Annotated in this window: 13 protein-coding genes; 10 read left to right on the top strand and 3 right to left on the bottom strand. The window is 56.2% G+C overall.

Annotation, left to right across the window (positions count from 1 at the left end; genetic code table 11):
* The first annotated feature begins 184 nt into the window (after positions 1-184).
* From MWU51_RS06590 to MWU51_RS06555, 8 genes are all read left to right on the top strand, one after another.
* Entirely contained in the window at positions 185-1,222 is a 1,038-nt protein-coding gene (locus MWU51_RS06590; protein ID WP_247035774.1) for an ATP-binding protein, read from the top strand.
* Between the two features lie 150 nt (positions 1,223-1,372).
* The gene (locus MWU51_RS06585; RefSeq protein ID WP_247035773.1) at positions 1,373-2,425 is read left to right on the top strand and encodes a substrate-binding domain-containing protein; all 1,053 of its coding nucleotides are present in this window, start codon (positions 1,373-1,375) and stop codon (positions 2,423-2,425) included.
* An 87-nt stretch (positions 2,426-2,512) separates the two neighbouring features.
* Positions 2,513-3,979: a phosphate ABC transporter permease subunit PstC gene (gene pstC, locus MWU51_RS06580; protein ID WP_247035772.1), complete on the top strand. Its 1,467-nt coding sequence runs from the start codon at positions 2,513-2,515 to the stop codon at positions 3,977-3,979.
* A complete protein-coding gene (gene pstA / locus MWU51_RS06575; protein WP_247035771.1) occupies positions 3,976-5,340 on the top strand; it encodes a phosphate ABC transporter permease PstA in 1,365 nt (454 codons plus the stop codon). The genes pstC and pstA overlap by 4 nt, the downstream gene beginning before the upstream one ends.
* A gap of 44 nt (positions 5,341-5,384) precedes the next feature.
* Complete coding sequence (pstB, locus tag MWU51_RS06570; RefSeq protein ID WP_247035770.1) at positions 5,385-6,182, top strand: phosphate ABC transporter ATP-binding protein PstB; 798 nt, start codon at positions 5,385-5,387, stop codon at positions 6,180-6,182.
* 35 nt (positions 6,183-6,217) lie between these two features.
* A complete protein-coding gene (phoU, locus tag MWU51_RS06565; RefSeq protein WP_247035769.1) occupies positions 6,218-6,949 on the top strand; it encodes a phosphate signaling complex protein PhoU in 732 nt (243 codons plus the stop codon).
* Positions 6,946-7,635, top strand: coding sequence for a phosphate regulon transcriptional regulator PhoB (gene phoB, locus MWU51_RS06560; RefSeq protein ID WP_247035767.1), 690 nt, complete (start codon positions 6,946-6,948; stop codon positions 7,633-7,635). Before phoU ends, phoB begins: the two co-directional genes overlap by 4 nt.
* A 411-nt stretch (positions 7,636-8,046) precedes the next feature.
* Positions 8,047-8,802 carry a LuxR family transcriptional regulator gene (locus MWU51_RS06555; RefSeq protein WP_247035765.1) on the top strand — a complete coding sequence of 252 codons (756 nt, stop codon included), beginning with the start codon at positions 8,047-8,049 and terminating at the stop codon, positions 8,800-8,802.
* Positions 8,803-9,252: 450 nt separating this feature from the next.
* On the opposite strand, the gene tsf is transcribed toward MWU51_RS06555, so the two are convergent.
* Entirely contained in the window at positions 9,253-10,128 is an 876-nt protein-coding gene (tsf, locus tag MWU51_RS06550) for a translation elongation factor Ts (RefSeq protein ID WP_247035763.1), read from the bottom strand.
* A 126-nt stretch (positions 10,129-10,254) separates the two neighbouring features.
* Entirely contained in the window at positions 10,255-11,037 is a 783-nt protein-coding gene (rpsB, locus tag MWU51_RS06545) for a 30S ribosomal protein S2 (protein ID WP_247035761.1), read from the bottom strand.
* Positions 11,038-11,341: 304 nt separating this feature from the next.
* On the opposite strand from rpsB, the gene MWU51_RS06540 reads away from it, so the two are divergent.
* Both MWU51_RS06540 and MWU51_RS06535 read left to right on the top strand, forming a co-directional pair.
* Positions 11,342-12,238, top strand: coding sequence for a PfkB family carbohydrate kinase (locus MWU51_RS06540; RefSeq protein ID WP_247035759.1), 897 nt, complete (start codon positions 11,342-11,344; stop codon positions 12,236-12,238).
* Entirely contained in the window at positions 12,235-13,143 is a 909-nt protein-coding gene (locus MWU51_RS06535; RefSeq protein ID WP_247035757.1) for a pseudouridine-5'-phosphate glycosidase, read from the top strand. The genes MWU51_RS06540 and MWU51_RS06535 overlap by 4 nt, the downstream gene beginning before the upstream one ends.
* A gap of 56 nt (positions 13,144-13,199) precedes the next feature.
* On the opposite strand, the gene MWU51_RS06530 is transcribed toward MWU51_RS06535, so the two are convergent.
* Positions 13,200-13,913 carry a response regulator transcription factor CtrA gene (locus MWU51_RS06530; protein ID WP_091430055.1) on the bottom strand — a complete coding sequence of 238 codons (714 nt, stop codon included), beginning with the start codon at positions 13,911-13,913 and terminating at the stop codon, positions 13,200-13,202.
* Positions 13,914-13,940 lie beyond the last annotated feature (27 nt).

Genomic DNA, 13,940 nt, shown 5'->3' with positions numbered 1-13,940 from the left:
TGCACAGCGACGCAGGATCGTGTTGTCCGCCTGTCGTTCGCTTTTTCGGATCACACATATAAGGCGAGCCTGCGGTTTGCAATTCTAGCATCACGATGAATTTCGCAATTTTGGTGTTTGACGTGGCGACATAATGCCGCCATCCCTGTGCAAGTGTAGATTGGTCCAAGGGTTCTTCTGTTTGATGTCGTCCGACGAAGTGTTGCAAGCCTTTCCCGTGCCTGTTTTGGTGGTCGGGTGTGATCAACGCGTCACCGGTCAAAATGATGGCGCGACGAACATTTTCGGGGTGGACTTGGTTGGGCGTCACGTTGCCACGGCCATCCGTCAACCTTCATTACTTGAGGCCATCGAAACTGTGTTGACCGGCGACGCCCACGCCGATGCGCGGCTGGTAATTTCCAAACATGGTCGCGATATGCTCTACGACGTACATTTGGCTGAGTTGGTGTCGGACCACAGTGTACTGCTAACCTTTCTAGATGTCTCGCCCCATGAGGAAGCTGGACAGATGCGGTCGGATTTCGTCGCAAATGTCAGTCATGAGTTACGCACTCCCTTGACTGCGCTGTCCGGTTTCATTGAAACCCTACGCGGCCCGGCACGCGATGACCCCGATGCGCGCGCGCGGTTTCTGGACATCATGGAAGAAGAAGCAAGCCGCATGAACCGTTTGGTCACGGAACTGTTATCGCTTAGCCGGGTTGAAGATTTGGAACGAGTGCGCCCCACCGACTTGGTCGAGTTAGATCAGGTGATTTCGTTGGTCATTAATGCGCTTAGCCCCTCTGCCAGGGATCGCGATGTCGATTTCCGTTTCTTCTTTGAAACTGATCAACCCACCATCGTTGTTGGGGAGAGCGATCAGTTGACGCAGGTTTTCACCAATCTGATCGAAAATGCGATCAAATATGGGCGCAAAGGTGGGACTGTTCGAATTACAATGAATGCATTGCCGCAGGTGTCCGCTTTCAAGGGGCCGGGGCTGGAGGTCGCAGTGCAAGACGATGGTGACGGGATCGACCCCAAGCATTTGGGTCGTTTGACCGAACGGTTTTACCGTGTCGACAACCATCGATCACGCGAGTTGGGCGGTACGGGGCTGGGTCTTGCCATCGTTAAGCATATCGTGAACCGGCATCGTGGACGGTTGCGGATCGAAAGCGCGCCGGGAGCGGGCAGTTGCTTCACTGTAAGCCTGCCCATGCCGGAAACTGCCTGACATTTTTGGCGATCTTTCCCAGAAAAATCTCTGCGCAACGCGGTTTGTCACATTACTTTTACAAAATTTACACAAAACCTTTGATCAACACCCATAGGACAGCCACATGTCGTCCGAGGGGGCGATGCCGTATTTAATCAGGAGCTATCCATGTCATTCGTGAAACTGACCGCTTCCACCCTGGCCATTGCTGCCGCCTCTGCAACCGCTGCGTCTGCCCGTGATCAGGTGCAGGTTGCCGGATCGTCGACCGTGCTGCCTTATGCGTCGATCGTGGCCGAAGCCTTCGGGGAAAATTTCGACTTTCCGACGCCAGTGGTCGAATCGGGTGGGTCGTCTGCCGGGTTGAAGCGGTTCTGCGAAGGGGTGGGGGAAAACACCATCGACATCGCGAACGCCTCACGCAAGATCAAAGCATCTGAGGTTGAAGCCTGCGCCGCCGCTGGTGTGACAGACATTGTCGAGGTGCGCATCGGTTATGACGGCATCGTCTTCGCCAGCCAGATTGACGGCCCGGATTTTGACGCCTTCGAACCCATCGATATCTTCAACGCCCTGGGCGCGAAGGTCGTGGTCGACGGTGCGCTGGTCGACAATCCTTACAATCAGTGGGCCGACTTCAACGACACGCTGCCCGCCGCCAACATCGCCGCCTTCATCCCCGGCACCAAGCACGGGACGCGCGAAGTGTTCGAGGACAAGGTGCTGCTGGCCGGATGCGAGGCCACGGGCGCATTCGAGCTCTATCTTGAAGCAGCCGAAGGTGACGATGAAAAAGCCAAGACAAAAGCCGCCGAGAAAGCCTGTATCGCGGTGCGCACCGATGGCAAATCGGTCGATATCGACGGGGACTATACAGAGACGCTGGCTTCGATTTCTTCGAACAAGGACGGCATCGGCATCTTTGGGCTGGCGTTTTATGAAAACAACACCGACACGCTGAACGTGGCCACCATGTCAGGGGTTCTGCCGTCGACTGAAACCATCGCAACCGGCGCATACCCGGTGTCGCGTCCGCTCTATTTCTACATCAAGAAAGCGCATATCGGCGTGATCCCCGGCCTGAAGGAATTCGCCGAGTTCTTCGTCGCGGACGAGATTGCTGGCCCAGACGGCCCGCTGTCGGAATACGGTCTTGTTTCTGATCCCCAGCTGAGCGCCACACAAGCCGCGGTGGCCGCGGAAGACGTTCTGACCAACTAAGTCCAAACGGTGCGGGGCAGGGGTCCCGCACCGCATCATTCCACAGATCCACTTAAGGATCTGCATCGCTGTTGTAAGAGTTATTCAATGTCCGCACTTTGGCTTCTCGTGATCATACTGGCGCTGGCTGTTTTTGGTTTTTTCCTTGGACGCCGCCGCGCGCTGGCCTCGGTCGACGGGGATCGGCGGAAACTTCACTCCCTACCGAATTATTATGGATTCAATGTCGCGATGCTGGCCCTGGTGCCAGCCCTTCTTGTTCTAACGCTGTGGGTTGTCGTGCAGCCCATTGCGATCAACGCCAGTGTGGCGAGTTTGATCCCCGACGGGCTTTATGAGGATGGCGGTCAGTTGAACCTGATCATGAGCGACGTAAACCGCGTGGCTGTCGGGCTGGACCAACTGGTCCTCCAAACTTCCCTGACCGAGGCCGGGGTGACCAACCTTGACGCTGCCTCCACTGATCTGCGCGGGCAACTGGCACAGGTCGGTGTCGTCGTTGGAGGCGATATCAGCCCCGCCGTTCTGGCCGCTGCGCAAGTGCTGCGCAGCAAAACTGAAACTGGAAATTTGGCATTGATGGTGGTTGTCCTGATCATCGCAGCGGGTGGTTTTCTGGCCGCAATGCGCATGACCTCGGGAACTTTCCGGGCCCGCAACCGGGTCGAGGCTGGGGTGAAATTGTTGCTGATCGGGGCGGCATCCCTTGCGATCCTGACCACAATCGGCATCGTCCTGTCACTGGTCTTCAACACGATCAGCTTTTTCGGCATGTTCCCGGCCAGTGATTTCTTGTTCGGCACAGTCTGGAGCCCCGAGGGACGCGGCGGATCTGAACATTTGGGCATCCTACCGCTTCTGTGGGGCACACTTTACATATCGCTGGTCGCACTGCTGGTCGCGGTGCCCATCGGCCTGTTTGCAGCGATCTATCTGGCGGAATATGCCAGCCGCACCACACGTGCCTTCGCCAAACCGTTGCTTGAAGTGCTCGCTGGTATTCCCACCATCGTCTACGGTTTGTTTGCCCTGACAGTGGTTGGGCCAATGCTGGTGGGCGTATTCGGCGCGGACGGGCTGGGGTGGATGCAGGGCGCACGCTCGGTGATGACGGCGGGTCTGGTCATGGGCATCATGCTAATCCCCTTTGTCAGTTCGCTGTCCGATGACATCATCAACGCGGTGCCGCAGGCGATGCGGGACGGATCCTTCGGTTTGGGTGCCACGCAGTCGGAAACAGTGCGTCATGTGGTTTTGCCCGCAGCACTTCCGGGGATCGTCGGCGCTGTGCTGCTGGCCGCCAGTCGCGCGATCGGGGAAACCATGATCGTGGTGATGGGGGCAGGGGCCGCAGCCCGGCTGGACCTGAACCCGTTCGAGGCGATGACCACTGTCACCGCCAAGATTGTCAGCCAGTTGACCGGTGACAGCGACTTCGCCAGCCCTGAGGCGCTTGTCGCCTTCGCGCTTGGTATGACGCTCTTCGTCCTGACGCTCGGCCTGAACATCCTAGCGCTGATGATCGTTCGCAAATACAGGGAGCAATACGAATGACCGACGCAGCATTTTCGGACGGCGCGCCCAATTCTGCCCCGCACGCCGCATCGTCACTGTTGACGCAGGACGCCCGCACCAAGAAACGCAACACGGCCGAGGCCCGTTTCCGCGCCTATGGCATCGCAGCCATCGCGGTTGGACTGATCTTTCTTGTGGTTCTGATCAGTTCGATTTTTTTCAAGGGCGTGGGCGCGTTTCAGCAAAGCTTCATCACCTTGAGTGTCGACCTTCAGGAAGCAAAACTGGACAAATCCGGCACCCGTGACATCGAGGCCATCAAGAAGGTGACAACGTTTGGTTACAACCCGCTGATTGACGATGCCATTGCCCGCGCCATAGCCGATACAGGTATGGAAAACCCGTTTACCAAAGGCAAAGATCTTCGCAAGATGATCAGTTCGGGCGCGGCGGCGGACATTCGTGACCATGTCATCGCCCATCCCGAACAGATCGGTGAAACGGTGGAATTCAAACTGCTCGCATCGTCTAGAGTCGATGGCTATCTGAAGGGCCGCGTGACTCGAGAAAGCCTGGCGCGGGACAAGAACCTGACGCCAGCACATCTAGATATCGTCGATGCGTTGCAAACGGCCGGGCTGGTGAACAGATCCTTTAATCTGGATTTTATCACCGGGGCGGATGCCTCGGAAAGCCGCCCGGAACAGGCGGGGATCGGTGTGTCAATGTTGGGCAGTCTCTATATGATGCTAGTGGTGCTCGCATGCGCATTACCAATCGGCGTGGCGGCGTCCATCTATCTTGAAGAATTTGCCCTGCAAAACAGGTTCACCGATCTGATCGAAGTCAACATTGCAAATCTTGCCGCGGTCCCGTCCATCGTTTTCGGCATCCTTGGCCTTGCTGTGTTCATCCAGTTCGCGCATTTGCCGCAATCCGCGCCGCTGGTGGGCGGGCTGGTCCTGACCCTGATGACGTTGCCGACGATCATCATCTCGACCCGCGCGTCGTTGAAATCAGTCCCGCCGTCGATCCGCGAAGCGGCTCTTGGGGTAGGAGCCTCTAAAATGCAAACGGTGTTCCACCATGTGTTGCCGTTGGCCATGCCGGGCATCCTGACAGGCACGATCATTGGTCTGGCGCAGGCACTTGGCGAAACTGCACCGCTGCTTTTGATCGGTATGGTGGGCTATATCGCGTCGAACTACCCCGATGGTTTGATCGAAGGGTTCATGGCGCCGAACTCGGCCATGCCCGCGCAAATCTATGAATGGGCCAAGCGCGCCGATCCCGCGTATTATGAACGGGCATGGGGCGGCATCATCATCCTGCTTCTTTTCCTCATGAGCATGAATATCATCGCAATCATCCTGCGCCGCCGGTTCGAGCGTCGCTGGTGAGCGGCTTGAAGCCAACCGCAAAAACAAGATGAAAGACCGAACACATGAACGATATGACGAAGATTGAAAGGACCGCAGCGATGCATGACATCAAGATCACCGCGAAGAACGTGCAGGTCCACTATGGTGACACCCACGCCATCAAGGATGTATCGGTCGACATTCAGGACAACACCGTGACCGCCTTTATCGGCCCGTCTGGTTGCGGCAAATCTACCTTCCTGCGCTGCCTGAACCGGATGAACGACACGATCGACATTTGCCGGGTCGACGGCGATATTCGTCTGGACGGCGAAGACATCTATGACAAGCGCGTCGATCCCGTGCAATTGCGCGCCAAGGTCGGCATGGTGTTCCAGAAACCCAACCCGTTCCCCAAGTCGATCTATGACAACATTGCCTATGGGCCGCGCATCCACGGGCTGGCCCGCAACAAGGCTGATCTGGACGAGATCGTCGAGAAATCCCTGCGACGCGGCGCTATCTGGGACGAGGTGAAAGACCGTCTGCATGCACCCGGCACCGGGCTGTCCGGTGGCCAGCAACAGCGCCTGTGCATCGCGCGTGCGATTGCAACCGAGCCCGAGGTGCTGTTGATGGACGAACCTTGCTCGGCGTTGGATCCGATTGCCACCGCGCAGGTCGAAGAACTGATCGACGAACTGCGCGAAAACTACTCGGTGGTGATCGTCACACACTCGATGCAGCAAGCTGCACGGGTCAGCCAGAAAACCGCGTTCTTCCATTTGGGCAACCTTGTGGAATATGGGGATACGGATCGGATATTTACCAATCCCACAGACCCGCGCACTGAAAGCTATATCACTGGCCGTATTGGCTGACGACGGTTCGCCCAACTCTGGGGCAGGAGACTTACATGACCGAACAACATATCGCATCCGCGTTTGACCGCGACCTTGAAGAAATCCAGGCCCACCTGATGAAAATGGGCGGGATGGTCGAAGACGCCATCCGCGAAGGGGCCAGATCGCTGAAGCGTCGGGACGAGGAACTGGCCGAAACCGTGCGCAAAAATGACAAGAAGATTGACGCGCTGGATTTGCAAATCCAAGAGGAATGCGCGCGTTTGCTGGCTTTGCGTCAGCCGATTGCATCGGATCTGCGCACGGTTCTGACGGTAATGAAAGTCGCCGCAAATCTGGAAAGGATTGGCGACTATGCCAAAAACATGGCCAAACGCACCACTGTTCTGGTGCATATGCATCCGATTGATGGCGCATCAGGGGCAATCAAACGCATGGCAGGGGAAGCGCAATCTATGCTTACGGACGCGCTGGATGCCTATATACGCCGCGATGCTGATCTGGCGCATGATGTGCGCCAGCGCGACCTTGAGATCGACCAGATGTACAACGCTCTGTTTCGCGAGTTTTTGACCTTCATGATGGAGGATCCGCGTAACATTTCATCCTGTATGCATCTGCATTTCATCGCGAAAAATATCGAACGGATGGGGGATCATGTAACGTCGATTGCGGATCAGGTGATCTATCTGGTCACAGGTGAAATGCCGGACGAGGCACGCCCGAAAGGCAATGCGCCCAACTATGAAATTCCGACCGCCACCGATGCCGGAGCCAAGGCATGAGCGCCACTGCACCTTGTGTTTTGCTGGTTGAAGACGAACCGGCCCAACGGGAAATCCTGCGCTACAACCTGAGCGCAGAGGGCTATGATGTCACCATGGCGGAGAACGGCGACGACGCATTGATCCTGATCGAAGAAGTGAAGCCAGACCTTGTGTTACTGGACTGGATGCTTCCCGGCGTGTCCGGCATCGAAATCTGCCGCCGCCTGAAAACTCGCAAGGAAACCCGCGCGATTCCTGTGATCATGCTATCGGCCCGATCAGAAGAGGTGGACCGCGTGCGCGGGCTAGAAACCGGCGCAGATGACTATGTGGTGAAGCCGTTTTCAGTCAGTGAATTGATGGCGCGCATCCGCACCCAACTGCGGCGCACACGTCCGGCAGCGGTCGGACAGCTTTTGGAGTATCAGGACATCCTGCTGGACGGCGAAAGCCACCGGGTGACGAGGGCCGGGGCCACGGTAAAACTGGGACCAACCGAATTTCGTCTTCTGTCCACCTTGATGGAAAAGCCCGGACGGGTCTGGAGCCGCGAACAATTGCTGGACCGTGTTTGGGGTCGCGATGTCTATGTCGACACTCGCACTGTTGATGTACATGTCGGACGGCTGCGCAAAGCGCTGTGTCGACAGGGTGGAGATGATCCGCTGCGAACTGTGCGTGGCACTGGCTACGCATTGGGGTAAGGCACACTCCGCTTAACCATTCGCGTATAATCGGTATTATGTTAATTGTATCTGATGCAGATGTATGTATTTGTTAACAACACCCTGTAACTTGTTCATGTACAGCGCTAAGGGCGTTTCACTACTGCCCAATAAGCTTTTCTGGCAGTCACAATCACGGTCGCAACTTCGCCTTGGTGCAGTTGTTTCGCTGAAATGCGACGGATTAACACCGTTGTTGCCCTGTCCTTAGGTTTTTTCTCGACAATTATTACTAAAGAAGCAAAGAATACGGTCGAGAAAAGGATTTAATTGATGATTTCGTTTCACGTTCTGGACGCACCGCGCCGTGAATTGTCGGCACCAATTGGACACTCGACCTGCTTGGCATCGCCGCATGACACCATCGTTGAAATGTCTGGAGCTGTCTGAATGGATCCCAAGCTCGATTACGTTGCACGTATGTGCCAATGCACGTCCGTCACCGAGCTTTGGGATGTTCATTGTGAGGCCATGAACGAATTTGAATTCGATCGTCTGGTCTATGGCTGCACTCACTTCACGACACCGACATCTCTGGGCCCGCGTGAAGATACACTGATCCTGTCATCTCATCCGCGCGAGTATGTTGAGCGTCTGTACACCGAAGACGAACTCTATCGCCATTCACCGATGATCGAATGGGCCTCGCAGAACAGCGGTGCATGCAGTTGGTCCTGGGTGCATGAAAATGTCGATAAACTGTCGGAAAAAGGTTTGCAGGTCCGGGATATCAACCGGCAAATGAATGTGACTGCGGGCTATACGATCTCGTTTCCAGAATCCTCTAGACGAACGCGCGCATTGATGGCCTTGACCGCGAGAAGCGGATTAACTCAGGATCAGGTCGATCAAATCTGGGACGAGCACGGGAATATCATCGAGACACTGAACCATGTAGTGCATCTGAAAATCATGTCCCTGCCCCAACAAACGGACCGTGCGAAACTGTCTGCGCGTCAACGTGAGGTTTTGGAATGGGTAGGCACCGGCAAGACCAATCAGGATATCGCGACGATCATGGGCGTTTCAGCCGCTACAGTTGAGAAGCATTTGCGAATCGCTCGGTCGAAACTTGGGGTCGACACAACTGCACAGGCCATTCTCAAAATTTCCTACCTGAATCAGATTCGCTCCCCTCATGGTTGATTAGAGCGGCATGTAGGAACTGATCCGCAGTAAAATCCCTAAATTGTCGACCGTCCGAGAACAAATAATCACGTCTTATTGACCTTACGGTACGGAAACCCTGACTTCCATTTCGCATCATTTTGAGGCATAATGATCTTGTTCCGTGAGTGGTGGCTTTGAAGCCGTTGGAACTTGAAGGGGTGGACGTACTGCGATTTCAGACAACGTCTCATTCTTCCGGGAAACCGGGAGCTGGTGTCAAAGGAATATTCTTACCTGAGACACCAGCAACCTAAATACCCGGAAATCGACATAGAAACACACATGTCCCGTGTGAATCTTAGCGGCGTCAACCTTCCCGTTGGCGCCGCAATTCATTTGGCGATCCAATCAGACCTATGCTCAATCTGCAGACGAAAAAAAAGGGCCGGTTGCCCGGCCCTGTCCAAATCCAATGGTCAGGCCCGATCAGCCTTGAACGGCAGCGGCCACTTCGGCAGCAAAATCGGCTTCTTCTTTTGCGATCCCTTCGCCCACTTCCATGCGGACATATCCGACAATCTCGGCGCCGGCTTCTTTCGCGGCAGCTTCGACGGTCAGGTCGGGGTTGATCACGAAGTCCTGACCCAGCAGGGTCACTTCGGCCAGGAATTTCTTCATGCGGCCTTTGATCATGTTCTCAATAATGTTTTCGGGCTTGCCGCTTTCACGCGCTTGCTCGGTCAGGATCGTGCGTTCTTTCTCAACAACAGCACCGTCAAGTTCGGCTTCGTTCAGGGCTTGCGGGTTGGCAGCAGCAATGTGCATCGCAACCTGACGTCCAAATTCTTCCGAGCCGCCATTCATCGCAACCAGAACGCCGATCTTGCCCATGCCATCAGCGGCAGCGTTGTGAACATAAGTAACAACGCTTTCACCTTCGATCGACGCCATGCGGCGCAGTGACATGTTTTCACCAATGGTGGCGATCTTGTTGGTGATCGTATCGGCAACAGACTTGCCACCCAGATCAGCCGCGTTCAGCGCGTCCAGATCAGCCGCGTTCAGAGCAGCATTGGCGATCCCTGAAACCATCTGTTGGAATTCTGCGTTCTTTGCAACGAAGTCAGTTTCCGAATTCACTTCAACGGCCACGCCTTTACCGCCAGACACGGCGACAGCCACCAGTCCTTCTGCGGCCGTGCGGCCAGCTTTCTTGGCGGCCTTTGCCAGGCCCTTGGTGCGTAGCCAGTCGACAGCGGCGTCCATGTCGCCATCGTTTTCGACCAGTGCTTTTTTCGCGTCCATCATGCCGACGCCTGTGGATTCGCGCAGTTCTTTGACGAGTGCAGCAGTGATTGCCATATCTCAGCTCCTTGGTGTGTCGGGGGTGTCAGGCGCGTTAACATGCCGCCCTGTATTCATGCGCCCCGTATCAATTCTGTGACAGATACGCGAGGCAAGTCTCCCTGCCCCGCGTTTGTGCGGTCGTTATTCGGCCGGGGCAGCTTCTTCTGCAGCTTCAGCCACAGCTTCTTCTGCCGGGGCTTCTTCCATTGCGCCGATATCAACACCAGCGGCACCAAGCTGTGCCGACATACCGTCCAGTGCCGAACGCGACACCAGATCGCAATACAGAGCAATTGCGCGCGCTGCATCGTCATTGCCCGGAATGATGTAATCCACACCTTCCGGCGGGCAGTTGGTGTCGACGACAGCTACAACCGGGATGCCCAGCTTGTTGGCTTCAGCGATCGCCAGTGCTTCTTTTTTCACGTCGATGACGAACAGAAGATCAGGCACGCCACCCATATCGCGGATACCGCCCAGCGAGGCTTGCAGTTTTGCCTGCTCGCGCTCCATGCCCAGACGCTCTTTCTTGGTCAGGCCTTCAGCGCCGTTTGCAAGTTTCTCGTCAAATTCTTTCAGACGGTTGATCGACTGCGATACGGTCTGCCAGTTTGTCAGCGTGCCACCCAGCCAACGGTGGTTCATATAATACTGGGCCGACTTCTCAGCGGCTTCTGCAATTGCTCCAGCAGCTTGACGCTTGGTGCCGACGAACAGCACACGACCACCCTTGGCAACGGTCTCGCGCACGGCGTTCAGCGCGGCGTCGAGCATCGGCAAGGTTTGCGTCAGGTCAAAAATGTGGATCCCATTGCGTTCACCATAGATGAACGGAGCCATACGGGGGTTCCAGCGTTGGGTCTGGTGACCAAAGTGAACGCCAGCTTCCAAAAGCTGACGCAGCGAAAAATCAGGCAGCGCCATGTTCTTTTCCTTTCCGGTTTCTACCTTAACGGGGCCATACGAGCGGTTCATGTCCTTGCAATCAAACCGCTTTCGCGGCTTGGATCATTTGGTCATTCCCCGGCTCAACCGGCGGACGTCCGAGGATTTCTCCCTCATCAGCCCAACCCCGCCTGTGGATTGATGGGGGGCGTATAGACGTCTGGTCCAACCCTGACAAGCCCAAAAGAAAGGTTTTGCCCATATTTTGCTGGCGCATGGGGTGATGCGGATGCAAGACGCATCCACTCTTGTATCGCTTCGGAATCCTCGGCAGAACAGGGATATGAACATGAAGCACGATATTCTTTGCATCGGGTCCGTTTTGTGGGACGTGATCGGGCGCACACAGCAGCCGATGGATATCGGCTCGGACGAGCCCGGCCGCATCACCCGCCTGCCCGGCGGTGTCGCGATGAACATCGCCAAAACGGTGCAGCGGTTCAACCTGCGCCCCGCGATTTTGACCGCCATCGGGCGTGACGCCGAAGGTGAAGAATTGTTGGCCGAATGCGGCGCACGCGGGATTATCACCTCATACGTTTACCGCCCCTCCGGTCTGCCGACGGATATCTACATGGCCATTGAAGGTCCACAGGGACTTGTTTCTGCACTGGCTGATGCCCATTCGTTGGAAGCTGCCGGCGATGCAATCCTGATTCCATTGGAAGATGGCACGTTGGGTTCAGCCGACGCACCTTTTGCGGGTTTGATCGCGCTTGATGGCAATCTGACGGCACCTCTGCTGACGGACATTGCCAAACGGCCCAGCTTTGCGGCGGCAGATTTACGCATCGCTCCAGCCAGCCCCGGCAAAGCACGCCGCTTGTTGCCATTGATGTCGCATCCCGGCGCCACGCTCTATCTGAACCGTGAAGAGGCAGGATATCTGGCTGGCAGAGCATTCGACAACGCGCTGGAGGCCGCCGAGGGGCTGCTTGCTGCAGGTGCCAACCGGGTGTTGGTCACGGATGGCGGCAGTTTTGCCGCGGATGGCAGCAAAGCAGAAGATGTTATCCAAACCCCCTGCCCTGCTGTGCGCGTACGTCGCATAACAGGCGCAGGCGATACTTTCATGGCCGCCCATATCGCCGCCGAAACGGCCGGCAAAAGCCGGATCGAAGCCCTGGCTCACGCCCAGAAAACCGCTGCCCATTATGTATCCGGAGAAGAAGTATCATGACCATAGACCTGCATTTCTCGCCCGAAGTCGAAACGGCACGTAGCACCGGCCAACCCATCGTCGCGCTGGAAAGCACGATCATCACGCATGGTATGCCATGGCCACAGAATGTTGAGACTGCGCGCGAGGTTGAGGCCGTCATCCGCGAAAATGGTGCCGTCCCAGCGACCATCGCTATTCTTGACGGACAGTTGCATATCGGTCTGACCGATGCCGAGCTTGAGGCTTTGGGTCAGGCCCAGGATGTGGCCAAGCTATCGCGCGCTGATCTGGCCGCGTGCATCGCGACCGGGGGCACAGGCGCAACGACGGTCGCCGCGACGATGATTGCGGCGCATCTGGCAGGCATCGAGGTTTTTGCGACCGGAGGCATCGGTGGCGTGCATCGTGGTGCAGAAGACAGCTTCGATATCTCCGCCGATTTACATGAGCTTGCCAAGACACCGGTGACGGTTGTTGGGGCTGGGGCAAAAGCCATCCTTGACCTGCCAAAGACGCTCGAAGTTCTGGAAACGCTCGGCGTGCCGGTCATTGCCTTTGGACAAACAGACTTTCCGGCGTTTTGGTCGCGCAGTTCCGGGCTGCCCGCTCCCTTGTCGATGAACGATCCAGCCCAAATCGCTCGCGCAATAAAAATGCGGCAAAGCATGAACCTGGCGGGTGGGCATTTCGTCGCCAACCCGATCCCTTCAGAGGATGAGATCCCGACCGAGGTGATCACCCCGGTGATCGAAGAGGCTTTGACCGCCGCCGCCGCAGAAGGAGTCGCGGCCAAATCCGTAACACCATATCTGTTGGATCGCATCTTTCACGCAACTGATGGCGCATCCTTGGTGGCAAATATTGCCCTTGTCAAAAACAATGCGCGCCTTGCTGCGCGCATTGCCAGTGAACTGAAGGTCTGACCAGAGTTTTCCCTAATAGGCTACCGATCCGTCACGCAAAGCGGATCGGTGCCGACTTAGGCGCCCATCGCGATCTTTGCGTCCAGTTCAGCAGGCTCAGGATCGCGCAGAACATAGCCGCGCCCCCAAACGGTTTCGATGTGGCTGTCGCCGCCAGTCGCCGTCGACAGTTTTTTGCGCAGTTTACAGATGAACACGTCGATGATCTTCAATTCGGGTTCATCCATCCCGCCGTAAAGATGATTTAGAAACATCTCTTTCGTTAGGGTTGTGCCCTTGCGCAACGACAAAAGTTCCAACATCTGGTATTCCTTTCCGGTCAAATGAACGGTGCGCCCGTCAACATCGACAGTTTTTGCATCAAGATTGACGGCAATTGGCCCCGTCTTGATCACCGATTGCGAATGGCCTTTTGACCTGCGGATGATCGCATGAATGCGGGCGATCAGTTCTTCGCGGTGGAACGGCTTTGTCATGTAGTCGTCTGCCCCGAAGCCAAACCCCTTGATCTTGTTTTCCGTGTCATCGGCACCGGACAGGATCAGGATGGGTGTTTCAACCCGCGCCATGCGCAACTGGCGCAGCACTTCGTGCCCGTTCATGTCCGGCAGGTTAAGGTCCAGAAGGATCAGGTCATAGTCATAGAGCTTGGCCAGATCGATCCCTTCTTCGCCCAGATCGGTTGCATAGACATTCAGATTGGCGTGAGTCAGCATCAGTTCGATGCTTCGCGATGTGGTCGGGTCGTCTTCCACCAAAAGGATACGCATGTTTTGGGTTCTCCGCTTAAAAGTCCT

It is taken from the genome of Aliiroseovarius sp. F47248L, from assembly GCF_023016085.1.
Lineage (GTDB): Bacteria > Pseudomonadota > Alphaproteobacteria > Rhodobacterales > Rhodobacteraceae > Aliiroseovarius.
Note: the sequence above shows the minus strand (reverse complement) of the source record. Positions and strands in the feature narration are given on the sequence as shown.